Below are 13288 nucleotides of genomic sequence, written 5' to 3'. Positions count from 1 at the left end.
GTTTTGCTGATCACTGTCTTTCTTAGTGATAACTAACCCAACTGCGATCCAGAGGACACAGGTTATGATAAATTCATTTAACAAAAATTACCATTACAGCATGGTTAAGTCTGTCCTAATGTACTTAAAGGGTGTCTGTAAGTAACTAAAATAAGGTTAGTACTGAATTTTACCTTGTTTGATGGTTTCAATTTTTATTTGATAACCGTCTAAATAATGATTCATTAGGCTGCTGTTAGTGTTGTGTTCCATGCTAAAAATTAGTGCATTTCCACGCATAAAGTCACGTCTGTGTTGGTGGTTCGTAGAAAGGTTAATGTGTAAATTTTGAAGACCTAATTGGATCTCTTGTATTGGCCAATTGGCCAATTGGTAATAGGCCAACATCACCCGCGCATCAATATCTTTTGCCAAAATGTTGGACTTGAGTTGTATACCTTGTTCTTGGGACCAAGATAACTTAAACAAAACTAAACCCGCTGCAGACAAACCCACCATGTTAATTTGATTGGGGAGTAATTCTGTTTGTAGTAAAAGTTCATGTTTGTCTTGGGGAGTAGTGATCATTAGCTTTTGCAAACTAGCGTGTCCCCAAAGTGTTTTTGGTACCGGTTGTAAATTAAATTGACTGTGTTTGTCTAAGAAAATAGGCGTGTTTGGATTGTGCAAATTAGAACAAGCATTAAGCAACATCGCAGCTATCAATAGTAAAAGTTTCAAACTTGATTCTTACCTTGATTGAGAATAGTTGAGGGCAACAAATTGCACAACAACCAGCCTAATGAAACACCCAATAAAACAGTCAGTCCGAACTGCCAAATAGCAGGAGTCTTACTGAAAATCATAATGCCAAAGGCCAATGCCGAGGTTGTTGCAGAGAGAAAAATCGATTTTAAAACGTAGTTGAGTCGTCCATGTTCTCGCAGGAAAAACACATAATCAACATTTAAGGCTAAGATTAAAATACAGCCTAACAAGTTAAATATAGTGACCGAACCAATAATAAGCTGAGTGATTGCCAAAGAGCTAAAAGCCACCAAAATTGGTAGACTAGCAAGTTTCAATGCAACTTGAACCGGGTAACGAATTAACATGATTAAAATTAAGGAAACTACAGCCATACCCAAAAAGTACGACACATAATGTCGCAATTTTTTTAAGGCTGCGCTGTATTGCGCGGGTTGGTCATAATAATGAATTGCAAAGTCTAAGTGCTGCTGAATTTTCGCCACCAAATCTGCGTCTAATGGACCCATGTAGCTTAAAACCCCTACAATTTGATTGTCTTGCTGAATAAATGATGGATACAGTCGCTCAATAAAGTCAGGTAATTTATCTTTGGTTAGCCACTGCTCAGAGTTTGAAATGAGCTTTTCTTTGGTGCCAGGAGCAATCATGTTAACAATAGGATCTAGTTGTTGCTGTTCTATCCCCGTCTTAAGCCATTGAGCATTGTTTTCTTGCGTGGCAATAGAAGGTAGCCAAAGATCAATTCCCTTGAGTTCATGGGCCGAAGAGGTTAAATCTTTTATGACTTTTCGAGTTTTTTCAAAACGTTCCAAAACTTGCTGCTGGTTTTCACCATAAACACTGATAAATCTTGGATATTGGTGATTTCCCACCAGCTGACTGACCCTGACTTCACTATCCAATAAATGTTGAGGGGTGCTATTGAACATATTGATGTTATCTTCAAATTTCCATTGAGATACAGCCACCACACCTCCCAAAACCAACAAACCTAAGAGTAATTTGAAGCTTTTCGGTGACCTAACTTGCGGGGTTAAAACATCAGTATTAGCAGACACTTTAAGTGGCCATCTTGTGATAACACTAAGCCCAGTAAAAATAGCGAAAAATATTCCGAACCCTACAAAAACAGCCACTTGTTGTAGTAGTAAAATAGGCAGCAATAGCAATAATAAATAACTAAGTAAGGTGGTACCAGCCCCCATTAACAGTGCTGGGGCAAGGTGATTAATTAAGGCTTTTCCTTTTAACCCCGTATACTTAGCGGCAAACATTATGTGGTAGCCATAATCGACAGCTATGCCAATTAAACTGATGGCGAATACCAGAGATAACAAATGTATTTGATCAAACAGCAATACCAGCGCCGTCATGCCGGCTAACATTGAAGCTGCGACTAGTGCCAATATACATAATAGCGGTCGTATATTTCTAAAGCTCACTAACGTCAGTAGCAGCACTCCTATTAATGATAAAACACTAAATAACTGCATTTCGAAACGAATGCGTTGAGTGACAGCCGCGCTATGAAAAGCTAAACCACTTTTGAAAACAGTGACTGGCTTAGATAAATTGTTTAAGGAAAGTGCCTGATCAAGTTGTTCTATTGTCGCAACTACCTGATCTATCTGTATGGACTGAGGAGTGAACTCAATAAATAAGGGATAGTAGCGCTGGCCTTCATTTTCAATAAATAGAAATTCATCGTCTTGTTCCCATAGGGGTTGTTTGAGTCGAGCTGAAAACCAATCGGCGATATTCAGTAACGGAGCTTCAGCGATGCTTAGGGTAACTAGCGGGTTAGTAGGCTGACTCAAAAGTAACATGTATCTTTGAATAATAAATTTATAGTCATTGTTATCCTTTGCTAGCTGGGCTTCGTCGCTTAGAAATGCCAAAGGATGTTCGCTATAGGTAGAGATGAGTTGTTTTATTTCTATATTGTCGCTGGGGTTAAAACTGGCAGAGTGGATAGCAGTTTGTCTGGCCAAATTAGCTTTTAACTCGCGAAGGTATAGTTTGTTGTCTGAAGTAGAGTTAAGTTCGAATAATAACAGAGCCTTGTTTTCGTAGGGCTCTCTAGCCGCTTTTGTGAGTGCGCCGCTGTTATCTTGCATATCTAAGATATTCAAAATATTGGCGTCAAACTTAATTGATTGATTAATAACGTTATACAGCAAAACACCACCGCAAATAAGCGTAATGACAATCCAGCTATATAACAAACGTGATTGGGTCATTTGCGTAAACCTATTGGCCCTGTTCACTTGAGTCTAATTGACTTAAAAGAATATTGGTGTAGTTGCCTTCGGGTTCTTGTAACACAATTTTATGTATCTGATTGTCTTGTATTTGCACTGATATTTCCAAAATAATACGGGCTATTTGTGGCGACTTAGGAGTCAGCGTAAGGGTATTATCCCGTTGCTGAATTGAAAATTGCTGCTGTAAACTTTGTTGCTCACCGCTAAACAAAGCCAGTAACAATTCACTAAATTGTGAGTTTGTAGTGAGAGATTTGAAGTGACCCTCTGCTTGACGTTCACTTACACCTTCAGTGGTGATCTTCAACAGACTTTCTATAGGATGCTGAGTGTGCCAAATTAATCCCGCCTCGCTTTGATAATGATAGGTGCCTTTTGTGATAAAGGGTTGGGTCAATACCGCCAGATGTTTCTCTTGCACAAATTGACCTTGTTGCTCAGAGGATGTTTGCAGAGAAAAAGATTCTGCTTGTGCCTTTGCAAAAAGCACGAATAGTAGCAATATTAGAGGGGTAAATTTGATACTGCGCATAAAAAATCTGTTCCTTGCATCTGGCATTTCAACTAGCGGGAAGCTTATATTTGTATTTCTTACGAACTAGCCACTCAACTGCCGTCAATAAAGCCATGATACAGTATGAGATAAAGCCATTATAAAGTGTCCAAATTGCGATATCGCTATAGACAGCTGTGTAAAACGCGATCATTCCATTTATTAAGAAAAAAACGCACCAGCTTATTGTCACTTTACGGGTGTAGGATATCGCACTTTCCGGTAAGTCAGGCTCTCTAATTCGCGCTATACGTTCAATTATGCTTTGTTCAGACCATAGAGAAATAGCAAAAATGCCCAAAAACAACAAACTAGTCACTACAGGGTAAAAGCGGATCCCATAGCTTGAATCGGTAATAAGAGAATATCCTAACACCACTATAACAGTAACAATAAAGAGCCTGACATAGGTGGTATTTAACAGCAGTGAGTGTCCGAATTTATAGCGTAGTAATAGTATTACAATCAACCCTAAGGCCACCAAACTCGGCGAACCATATGATAAACCTACGTAGGCAATAACGGGATATAATATCGCCAATATGCCTATCACCCATGACATCTGTTAGGCGCTCTGAATTTGTTGTAATTCGTTTACTACATCACCCACAGTGCGTATTTTCTTAAAAGCATCAGGTTCAATATCCAAATCAGTGAGTTCCCGCAATTTAACTAGAAGATCTATGGCATCGATGCTATCTAGTTCAAGTTCCTCATACAGATCTGTTTCTTGGGTGATCATATTTTCTGGTAGTTCAAAATAATTCACCAAGAGTTCTTTTAATTGTTGATACAGTTGATTCTTCATATGTTCTTTTTCCGTAAAATCTCGCCTGGCACCTTGCTCACCAAGCTCATTCTGGTCAGTCCAGTGGCTATTGATCAGAGTTTAACATTTAAAGTGTCGAATCAAAACGCGCTAATTCGTTACTGAACTCTTTTTGGATATCACGAGTCAATTTACGAACTGACAAACTAATATTGTCATGCAAATAAGGACTGACATCGAACTCTTCTAATACTGTTAAATGTAAATGGATTTGCCGAGGTGGAATTCTGTACCACGGCCAACCTTTAGTTAATGCTGGTGGTGATACTTGAATGAGGACTTTCTGGAAATTGGCGCCAGTGCGCAGTGCTAAATTAGCTGCACCTCTTTGAAACGATAGGGGACTGCCGGGTTTGGTTCGAGTGCCTTCTGGAAAAATAATTAAATTGCTACCTTGACCTAAAGACTCCCCGCAGTCAGTAATTAAGTCTTGAGGTTCAGCATTATTGAGGTAACCAGTATTTCTCAAAATTCCTCTAGTAAAAATGTTTTTCCAAAGGGATTGTTTCACCACACAGTTTGCATTGGGGATCAGTGAAATTAATACCACAACGTCGATAAGAGAAGGGTGATTAGCAATCACAATTTTACCCTTAAGATTACTGAGTTTTTCTATTCGGTCGGTAGTCACTTTAGTTACGCCGACACAATACATTAACCAAATAAAAGATTTGAAGGCGAGATGCACCGCATAACGGCAAGCCTTCTTACGAGATTCTTCATTGCGATATTTAATGCGGTATAAAGGTAGCCATAGAAGGGCCATTAATATGCCGCATACGCCAAAAACCGCGAAACAAAATGCTGTTGCAAAAAAACGCCATACTTTACTTATTTGCGCCATTGCCAGCACTCCATTACTCGTTTTACCGATCCGAAAAAGACCTTTAACCGAAATTCAATTGAATCAGTTAGTGGGTATTTATATCTTTGCCGCCAGCCAAGCGGACGACTCAATTGCTGATTTTGCATCTAATCCTACTACATTATTGGCACCACCGATGACATGAACGGGTTGAGAGAACTTAGTTAAGTCGTACTCTTGATGGCTTTGTTGTCCCGCGCACACTATTATTGAATCTGCTTCTAATTCAGTGTGCTTGCCCCGTATATTCAGTTGTAAGCCTTGCTCAGAAATACCTTGGTATTTCACAAGAGATAACGTTCTTACACCACGATTTTTGAATTCCTTTCTATGGATCCAAACAGTGGTTTTTCCGAGTCCAGCTCCGGGTTTGCGGACTTTTCGTTGTAACATAGTGATTCGTTTTTCGTTATCTAACTTTTCTACCGGAGAAACCAACCCTCCGTTTATTTTATTACTATAATCAATGCCCCAGTGGGCTGCAAAATCCTGCTGTTTCTCCAATAATGACCAGCTTTTGGTATTGTTGCTAGTGAGTTTGGCGACAACGTCAAATGCGATTCCTCCAGTGCCAATTACCGCGACGTTCTCACCTACCTCGACTTTTTCTTCGATTACATCCTGATAGCTCATTACGTTTTTATGGTTTATTCCTGGGATATCTAAATGGCGAGCTTGGGTACCTGTGGCAAGGATCACTTCATCAAATTCACTCAATTGATCATAGCTAGGAGATTGTTCTAATTTTATGTCAACTCTAGACTGCTTTAAGGTTTGCTTGATATAACGTAAAAATTCTCTGAATTCTTCTTTTCCAGGTATTTTTGCAGCGAGGTTTAATTGCCCTCCAATTAAAGTGTTTTGTTCAAATAAGGTTACTTTGTGGCCACGTTGCGCTGCATAAATGGCAAACATTGATCCTGCAGGACCTGAACCAACAACCGCCAGTGTTTTTGAGCTAACGGCTGGGTGGAAATTAAGCAAAGTTTCATAACCCGCTCTTGGATTAACTAAACAACTTGCTACCTTGTTGACAAAAATATGGTCTAAACAAGCTTGGTTACAGGCGATACAAGTATTAATCGTTTCGGCTTGGTCGATGGCAGCCTTGTTTACAAATTGGCTATCTGCCAAAAAGGGCCGAGCCATGGACACCATGTCGGCCATATCATTTTTTAAAATATCCTCAGCCACTTCAGGGGTGTTGATACGATTACAAGCGACTATGGGTATATTAGTTAATTTCTTAACTTTGGCTGTAATAATACTGAATGAGGCTCTAGGCACTACACTGGCGATAGTGGGGACTCGAGTTTCATGCCAACCTATGCCACTGTTAATAATGTTAACACCGACTTTTTCCAATGCTAATGCAAGTTCAATGACTTCTTGTAAATCACTGCCATTTTCTACTAAATCCAAAATAGAAAGGCGAAAAATGACTATGAAGTTTTCTCCAAAACGCTGCCTTATGCGGCGCACTATCTCTAGGGGAAAGCGTATTCTGTTTATGAAACTACCGCCCCATTGGTCACTGCGTTTGTTAGTATGGCGGCAAACAAACTGATTAATTAGGTATCCTTCAGAGCCCATAATTTCGATGCCATCGTATCCCGCTTCTAGAGCTAAGCCGGCACAATTGACGAAATCTTCTAGCTGTTGTTCTATCTCATCGTGGCTAAGCGCATGGGGAATAAAAGGCACAATGGGCGCTTGAATAGCACTTGGAGCGACTATTTGACTGTGATAACCATAACGACCAGCATGGAGTATTTGCATGCATATTTTGGTAGGGTATTGATGCACTGCACTGGTAATCAATTGGTGGTCAGCTACATGTTGCTGACGGCTGAGAATGACTCTTTTGGGTGCCAAAATACCAGATTCATTAGGGGATACTCCTCCTGTAATGATTAAGCCTACACCACCGGCTGCTCTTTCTGCATAAAAAGCGGCTAAACGCGAAAAACCATTGATTTGTTCTTCGAGATTGGTATGCATAGAGCCCATAATGACCCGATTGTTCAATGTAGTGAAACCCAAATTTAGTGGGGCCAGTAAATGGGGGTATGGCATAAATCTTCAAGGTAACGGAGAATCTCCTAAGTTTAACATGATTTTGACAAATGATAAGCCAGCCAACCCTTCAAAAGGTAGACAACAGAAATTGAGGAAAGAGAATTTGACCCCGAATAAAATTCATCTGTATTACCTGGATATGCGGCAAATTACCTTGGCACAACATGAGTTATATGGGATTTTGAATCGAAGCGAACAACGTCGCTACAATGATTTCAAGAATACTAAGAGGCAATCTCAATTTATTATGTCGAGATGGCTAATCAAACAGTGCCTGAAACAGTTGTTTGCGCAGCCTCTTTCACACGACTATCAATTAATTGACTATTGTTGCTGGAAGGTTACTGAACAAGATAAAAGTTACTCCATTTCTATTAGTCATAGCGGTCATTTTATTGGGGTTGCTATCGCGGCTTTTCCTTGTGCTATTGGGCTGGATATCGAACAGCATAAACCGCGAAATTTTAGCGAATTAGTACAAATCATCGGTACCAAAAAAGAGCAGAATTTAGTGTGTAATCATGCAGATCCTCAGTCCACATTTTATCATTTATGGACTGCCAAAGAAGCCTTGTTAAAAGCCTCAAAGAAAAGTGTTGAGCGAGTGTGCAAAGAGAGTTTACTTAGTTGTTTGCGACATCCCTTTGGGCTAGTCGCAGGTTACCATTATCTATCAGGGAGCTTGGCAGAGGATACATATAGTTATTGTGTAATGAGTAACTCCAAAGCGAGGGTGATAGTTGAAGATTTTGCTGTAAGCTACCGGCATACCTAAGCATCGGCTAAGTTAACTCAATGTTGAACCCTAAGACTGGCTTTAGTAGACTGCGCTTTTTAACTGGGGTAGTCCAATGTCCTTGAAATTTGAAATTAGCAAATGTGTTGCATGGGCTCCCGGCTTGGAATCAGAGCAAGACTGGCAATCATGGCAACAAGGGGAGAAAGCACTCACAAATGAGTTGGCTTTACCTCAATTATCAAGCATTCCAGCAATGCAAAGACGACGTTTAAGTCCGTTTGCAAAAGTGGCAATACATTGCGCTTTAGAAGCAAGTGGGGAATATCAGACAGATATACCTTGTGTTTTTTCTTCTCGCCATGGAGATCTGCAACGTACCACTAAGCTAATCGAAAATATTGCACTCAATCAAGATTTATCACCTACTCAATTTGGGTTGTCAGTACACAATGCCGCTGCTGGATTGTTTAGTATTTTTACCGGAAATCGAGCGCCCTTATCAGCTATTTCTGGTGGCCAGAGTAGTTTTATGCAGGGACTATTGGACAGTGTGTCAAAACTGCAGGCAAATAATCTCTCTAGAATTTTATATGTTTATTGTGACCTAAATGTACCACAGTGTTACCGTCCTTATGTGACCGACGATACACCACTAGGTATTGGATTGCTTATTGAAGTGCCAAAAGGTGATAAAAATACCTTTAGTTTTTCTTTTGATACTCAAGAAATCAGTCCACAAAGAGATAACCAAGCATTAGATTTTATGGCGTTTATATTAAGCAATCGCACCGAGTTATTCACACGAGTTCATCAACAAACTTGGCTTCTACATCGAAACTGTTAACCTGATTAACAATCTCGCAATTTATTTTTTACGGCATCTATGGCTAGATGTTGCGTATAAGCTACAGAATGATATTATTATCGAATAAAAGAGTCATAAGCACTCGGTTACTACTGAATCATCTAACATGCCTTTCATTCCCCACTGTATTGAACTCCAGATTAATCATTGCAAAGGATTGAAGTCATCGATTGTCGGGTATAACAACGATGCGATGCTCCCAATATAATTTTAAAAAGGAAAATAGATGAGCGACCTGAATCATGAAATTAAGCTGTTAATTATAGATGCTTTGGATTTGGAAGATATTTCTGTAGATGATATCGAGGACGATGCGCCTTTATTTGTGGATGGTTTAGGCCTAGATTCTATTGATGCTTTGGAACTCGGTGTTGCAATTAAAAATGCCTACAACATTAAGATTGACGGTAGTACCGAAGACAGTAAAAAGTATTTTTATTCTGTTAAAACCTTGAGTGATTTTATTCAGATTAGCAAGTAAAGAAGGTTTGTAAAAAGATGAATAAAGAACAAATTTTATCAATGGTGACAACTATATTGGTCAATGAGTTTGAGATTGATGAAGCTCAAATAACACCAGAAACCAACATATATGAAGAGCTCGATATTGATAGTATTGATGTGGTAGACCTTGTTGTGCGCCTTAGAGCCGAAACAGGACGCTCGATTGAGCCTGATAATTTTAAACAAGTTAGAACCATTGAAGATCTGTTAGTGGTGTTAGATAAAGTAATAAACAATTGATCCCCGCAACCTTCTCCATGAGTCAAGTACGCTCAGTGTTCAAATTCTGTACAAAGTGATTTAGGTCACAGTACAAGCCTAAGAAAGCAACAGTAAATGCAAATGGACTTAACAAGTTACCTTATCGATCCCAATGACATTCAGTTTGTTGACGGGGTACATGACTCTGAAGAATGGTTCAATATTGTTGCGGGTTATCGTACTCAATTAATGCAGTCATCTTCTCACTCCTGGTTGTTGTTTGAGTCAGATACGTTTATGTTTTCAGCGATGTTTTGTGCCTTGTTAGCAGCGGGTAAATCTATAGTGTTGCCTCAAAATGCGCAGCCAGAACATATACGTGACATAAAAAATCGGGTGCAGGCTAGTATTGGCTCTGCAGATATTGACCCTGATATTGTCACCAAAACTTCTTGGCCAAAACTGCCTGCGACAATTGTGAACATTAGTGGCAACGCGAACGTCACGTTTTTTACTTCAGGCTCTACAGGGCAAGCCAAAGTTATTGAAAAAAAGTTTTGGCAGTTGCAAACCGAAGTCAACAGCTTAGAGGTTAACTTTGGGGCGATCATTAAAGGTAGTACTTTGTTGTCAACTGTTTCTCATCAGCATATTTATGGTTTGTTATTTAAGGTTTTGTGGCCCATTTCAAAGGGGCACAGGTTTGTATGCCAAGCGCTTGAATATCCAGAACATATTGTTAATAAAATCACCACCCAAAAATTGGGTGCCGTCGCATTAGTTGCCAGTCCGGCTCATCTACATCGCTTATTTTTAGATAACCCGTTAATACCCTGCAAACAACATATCAACAATATTTTTTCATCGGGAGGTCCTTTAGACGCTGACAAAAATATTAGCTTACAACAACAGTTACAGTGTCGCTTAATTGAAGTTTATGGCAGCACTGAAACCGGCGGAATTGGTTGGCGCCATCGTGATTCTATTGACGATGATATTTGGCAAACCTTTGAAGAGGTCAGTGTTGCACTGCAACCAGGCACCGAACTGTTATTATTGTCGTCACCTTACATTATCAATAATCCATTTTATGGAGATGACAAAATAGAGTTACTTAGCTCACAGAAATTTCGGTTGTTGGGAAGAGCAGACGATATAGTCAAAATTGAAGAAAAGCGCATCTCGCTACAAGAGGTACAATTGCGTTGTAAACAACATGAATATGTACAAGACGTTTGTGTGATTGTGATAGGAGAAAACCGTAAACAATTGGCTGCTGTAATTGAGCTAAATGATTTGGGAAAACAGGCTAAAGAGACCATGCCTCTACATTTATTTAATCGATTATTTAGGGGGTTTCTAGCACAATGGTTTGAAGCAGTAACCTTACCAAAAAAATTTAGATATCCTTTACAAATTCCTTATAATGCCCAAGGGAAGTTAAACCGACAGGCCATGGAGTCCTATTTTGAGTAATTATGTACATCATGGCGAGTTGTTGTCAGTTGAAAAAGAACATAACTCAGTTTTTTTAGAGTTAAAAATCCCCGCAAATTTATACTATTTCCAAGGTCATTTCCCTAGCGCTCCAGTTTTACCTGGAGTGGTATTGACTCACTGGGTTGTAGAATACGCAAGTCAATATTTTAACGCTGATCCCAGTAAATTTGAGTCTTTTAGCGGACTGAAGTTTCAAATTATTGTTGGCCCAGAACAGATTATTAAGCTTAAGTTAAGTCAAATTAATGACAACAAATACACTTTTAGTTATCACTCAGATCATGGAAAACATGCTTCAGGTAAGGTGATGTTTGTGTGAGCCAAGATTACTGTTTTGTTATTCCCAATTACAACCACACCCAGGCTGTAGCTAATACCATTGATGCATTGCAATATTATGCTTTTCCAATTATTTTGGTCGATGATGGCAGTGATGCAGCTACCCAAACCCTGCTAGAACAGCTGGCAGAACAATATGTTAATGTGACTCTTTTCAGACGACCGGTTAACGGCGGTAAAGGGGCGGCAGTAAAAACTGGTTTGAACATAGCTCATGAAATGGGAATGAGCCATGCCGTACAAATTGATGCTGATGGTCAACACAACTTGGCTGATATAGATGTTTTATTAAACGAATCTAAAAGTCATCCAAATGCGATGATAAGTGGTCAACCTGTATACGATGACAGTATTTCTAAAGGGCGATATTATGGACGTTATATCACCCACTTTTGGGTGTATATTGAAACATTGTCCCTAGCAATTAAAGATTCAATGTGTGGTTTTCGGGTGTATCCTTTATCCGCCTGTATGACACTTATGGGCAAACAGCCGTTGGGAAACAGAATGGACTTTGATATTGAAATCATGGTGCGTCTGTATTGGCAAAATGTACCGATTCGGTTTATCTCAACTAAGGTTCTCTACCCCCCAGATGGCGTCTCTCATTTTAACGTTTGTAAAGACAATTGGCTCATTTCAAAAATGCATACTAGGTTGTTTTTCGGCATGTTAATTCGCTCTCCTGTTTTATTAGCCGCAAAACTCAGGAGTTCACAGTGAGCCAGCAAGCACATTGGTCAACTATTAAAGAACGCGGTAGTCTTTTGGGAATACGCTTTCTAGTTGCTGTTTATAAGTTATTTGGAAAAGGTTTCTTCCGAGTCTGTTTCTTTCCAGTGATGTTGTATTTTTACCTGACAGGGGGACAAGCTCGTAACGGCGTAGTGAAATATTGGCGCCAAATTGAAAAAGCGCGGCACGAGCAGCCTAGCAATGCAGTTAAAGTCCATTATCAAGGGTTTAAGGTTTTTTTGACATTTGGTTGGGCGATTGTTGATAAGTTCGACGCATGGCTGGGTAAGATTCACCTCAAAGATCTCGACATTGTTGATCAGCAAGCCTACGGAAAACTTACTGCTGGTGGCGGTTGTGTGATCCTCAGTACCCATCTTGGTAATATGGAAATATGTCGGGCTATTTTCGGGGCGGGTGAAAACAAAAAAAAGCTTAATGTCATTACCTACAATGAACATGCCCCTTCGTTTAATAACTTCTTAAAGCGTATTAACCCTGAAGCTGCGATTAACTTTGTGCATATCGATAATTTTGGGCCCGACGATACAATCAAACTTAAACAAAAAATTGAAGACGGCGAAGCCGTGGTGATTTTTGCGGACCGTACCTCGGTTACCAATCCTAATAGTGTCCATTTTGTTCCCTTCTTAGCTGAACCTGCGCCTATTGCGATTGGCCCATTTGCTTTAGCCACTATTATGGATTGTCCGGTTTATTTCATGACCTGTCTCAAAAATACAGATACCAATAGATACCAAGTACATATCGAAAATTTCGCTGAACCGGTCAAAGTAAGACGCAAAGAACGACAAGCATATTTCCAGCAATTAATGAGTAAATATGCAGACAGGCTGAGTTATTACTGTTTGAAGGCTCCCTATCAGTGGGGCAACTTTTTTGACTTTTGGCGTGGTAATGAAACGCAGGAAGAGACAAGCTCTAAAACAGGTAACAGTCAGTAAACTTCAACCGTCCCGAGAACTTAAAAAATCTTGGTGGGTTTTGGTGTTAATGTAAAAATAATTGGGAGCAACAGCTCCCGAAAACTAGAGAGAAATTGGA

15 protein-coding genes are annotated in these 13288 nt (G+C 39.6%); 8 read left to right on the top strand and 7 right to left on the bottom strand.

Going from position 1 to position 13288, the window contains the following annotated elements; genetic code table 11:
• Positions 1-156 precede the first annotated feature (156 nt).
• The 7 genes from ABJK37_RS19900 to ABJK37_RS19870 form a co-directional block, all read right to left on the bottom strand.
• Positions 157-720 (bottom strand): DUF3261 domain-containing protein, encoded by a 564-nt coding sequence (locus tag ABJK37_RS19900; protein WP_348357530.1) that lies wholly within the window; start codon positions 718-720, stop codon positions 157-159.
• Positions 717-2990 (bottom strand): hypothetical protein, encoded by a 2274-nt coding sequence (locus ABJK37_RS19895; protein ID WP_348357528.1) that lies wholly within the window; start codon positions 2988-2990, stop codon positions 717-719. The genes ABJK37_RS19900 and ABJK37_RS19895 overlap by 4 nt, the downstream gene beginning before the upstream one ends.
• A 10-nt stretch (positions 2991-3000) precedes the next feature.
• A complete protein-coding gene (locus ABJK37_RS19890; RefSeq protein ID WP_348357526.1) occupies positions 3001-3546 on the bottom strand; it encodes an outer membrane lipoprotein carrier protein LolA in 546 nt (181 codons plus the stop codon).
• Between the two features lie 28 nt (positions 3547-3574).
• Positions 3575-4129, bottom strand: coding sequence for a hypothetical protein (locus ABJK37_RS19885; RefSeq protein WP_348357524.1), 555 nt, complete (start codon positions 4127-4129; stop codon positions 3575-3577).
• A 3-nt stretch (positions 4130-4132) separates the two neighbouring features.
• Positions 4133-4375 carry an acyl carrier protein gene (locus tag ABJK37_RS19880; RefSeq protein ID WP_348357522.1) on the bottom strand — a complete coding sequence of 81 codons (243 nt, stop codon included), beginning with the start codon at positions 4373-4375 and terminating at the stop codon, positions 4133-4135.
• A gap of 88 nt (positions 4376-4463) precedes the next feature.
• Positions 4464-5240, bottom strand: coding sequence for a lysophospholipid acyltransferase family protein (locus tag ABJK37_RS19875; protein WP_348357520.1), 777 nt, complete (start codon positions 5238-5240; stop codon positions 4464-4466).
• 78 nt (positions 5241-5318) lie between these two features.
• Entirely contained in the window at positions 5319-7337 is a 2019-nt protein-coding gene (locus ABJK37_RS19870; RefSeq protein WP_348357518.1) for an NADPH-dependent 2,4-dienoyl-CoA reductase, read from the bottom strand.
• Between ABJK37_RS19870 and ABJK37_RS19865 the strand changes: the two genes are divergently transcribed.
• From ABJK37_RS19865 to ABJK37_RS19830, 8 genes are all read left to right on the top strand, one after another.
• Positions 7273-8115, top strand: coding sequence for a 4'-phosphopantetheinyl transferase superfamily protein (locus tag ABJK37_RS19865; RefSeq protein ID WP_348357516.1), 843 nt, complete (start codon positions 7273-7275; stop codon positions 8113-8115). The two genes, ABJK37_RS19870 and ABJK37_RS19865, sit on opposite strands and share 65 nt — an antisense overlap.
• A 76-nt stretch (positions 8116-8191) precedes the next feature.
• Positions 8192-8923: a beta-ketoacyl synthase chain length factor gene (locus ABJK37_RS19860; protein ID WP_348357515.1), complete on the top strand. Its 732-nt coding sequence runs from the start codon at positions 8192-8194 to the stop codon at positions 8921-8923.
• Between the two features lie 247 nt (positions 8924-9170).
• Positions 9171-9425: a phosphopantetheine-binding protein gene (locus ABJK37_RS19855; protein ID WP_348357513.1), complete on the top strand. Its 255-nt coding sequence runs from the start codon at positions 9171-9173 to the stop codon at positions 9423-9425.
• Positions 9426-9442: 17 nt separating this feature from the next.
• On the top strand, positions 9443-9688 hold the full coding sequence (locus ABJK37_RS19850; RefSeq protein WP_348357511.1) for an acyl carrier protein: 246 nt from the start codon (positions 9443-9445) through the stop codon (positions 9686-9688).
• 96 nt (positions 9689-9784) lie between these two features.
• Positions 9785-11125, top strand: a complete 1341-nt coding sequence (locus tag ABJK37_RS19845) for an AMP-binding protein (protein ID WP_348357510.1) — start codon at positions 9785-9787, stop codon at positions 11123-11125.
• A complete protein-coding gene (locus ABJK37_RS19840) occupies positions 11118-11468 on the top strand; it encodes an acyl-CoA synthetase (protein WP_348357508.1) in 351 nt (116 codons plus the stop codon). The genes ABJK37_RS19845 and ABJK37_RS19840 overlap by 8 nt, the downstream gene beginning before the upstream one ends.
• On the top strand, positions 11465-12211 hold the full coding sequence (locus ABJK37_RS19835) for a glycosyltransferase family 2 protein (RefSeq protein ID WP_348357506.1): 747 nt from the start codon (positions 11465-11467) through the stop codon (positions 12209-12211). Before ABJK37_RS19840 ends, ABJK37_RS19835 begins: the two co-directional genes overlap by 4 nt.
• A complete protein-coding gene (locus ABJK37_RS19830; protein ID WP_348357504.1) occupies positions 12208-13188 on the top strand; it encodes a family 2 glycosyl transferase in 981 nt (326 codons plus the stop codon). Before ABJK37_RS19835 ends, ABJK37_RS19830 begins: the two co-directional genes overlap by 4 nt.
• The last annotated feature ends 100 nt before the right edge of the window (positions 13189-13288 follow it).

This window comes from Paraglaciecola sp. (assembly GCF_039964565.1).
Classification (GTDB): Bacteria; Pseudomonadota; Gammaproteobacteria; order Enterobacterales; family Alteromonadaceae; genus Paraglaciecola.
The sequence above is the reverse complement of the archived record's forward strand: the minus strand, read 5'-3'. Positions and strand labels throughout refer to the sequence as shown.

Coding starts and splice junctions, on each gene's coding strand:
- ABJK37_RS19860 (WP_348357515.1), top strand. CDS start 8,192: ATGTCCTTGAAATTTGAAATTAGCAAATGTGTTGCATGGGCTCCCGGC.
- ABJK37_RS19875 (WP_348357520.1), bottom strand. CDS start 5,240: ATGGCGCAAATAAGTAAAGTATGGCGTTTTTTTGCAACAGCATTTTGT.
- ABJK37_RS19895 (WP_348357528.1), bottom strand. CDS start 2,990: ATGACCCAATCACGTTTGTTATATAGCTGGATTGTCATTACGCTTATT.
- ABJK37_RS19855 (WP_348357513.1), top strand. CDS start 9,171: ATGAGCGACCTGAATCATGAAATTAAGCTGTTAATTATAGATGCTTTG.
- ABJK37_RS19885 (WP_348357524.1), bottom strand. CDS start 4,129: ATGTCATGGGTGATAGGCATATTGGCGATATTATATCCCGTTATTGCC.
- ABJK37_RS19870 (WP_348357518.1), bottom strand. CDS start 7,337: ATGCCATACCCCCATTTACTGGCCCCACTAAATTTGGGTTTCACTACA.
- ABJK37_RS19865 (WP_348357516.1), top strand. CDS start 7,273: ATGACCCGATTGTTCAATGTAGTGAAACCCAAATTTAGTGGGGCCAGT.
- ABJK37_RS19845 (WP_348357510.1), top strand. CDS start 9,785: ATGCAAATGGACTTAACAAGTTACCTTATCGATCCCAATGACATTCAG.
- ABJK37_RS19880 (WP_348357522.1), bottom strand. CDS start 4,375: ATGAAGAATCAACTGTATCAACAATTAAAAGAACTCTTGGTGAATTAT.
- ABJK37_RS19850 (WP_348357511.1), top strand. CDS start 9,443: ATGAATAAAGAACAAATTTTATCAATGGTGACAACTATATTGGTCAAT.
- ABJK37_RS19890 (WP_348357526.1), bottom strand. CDS start 3,546: ATGCGCAGTATCAAATTTACCCCTCTAATATTGCTACTATTCGTGCTT.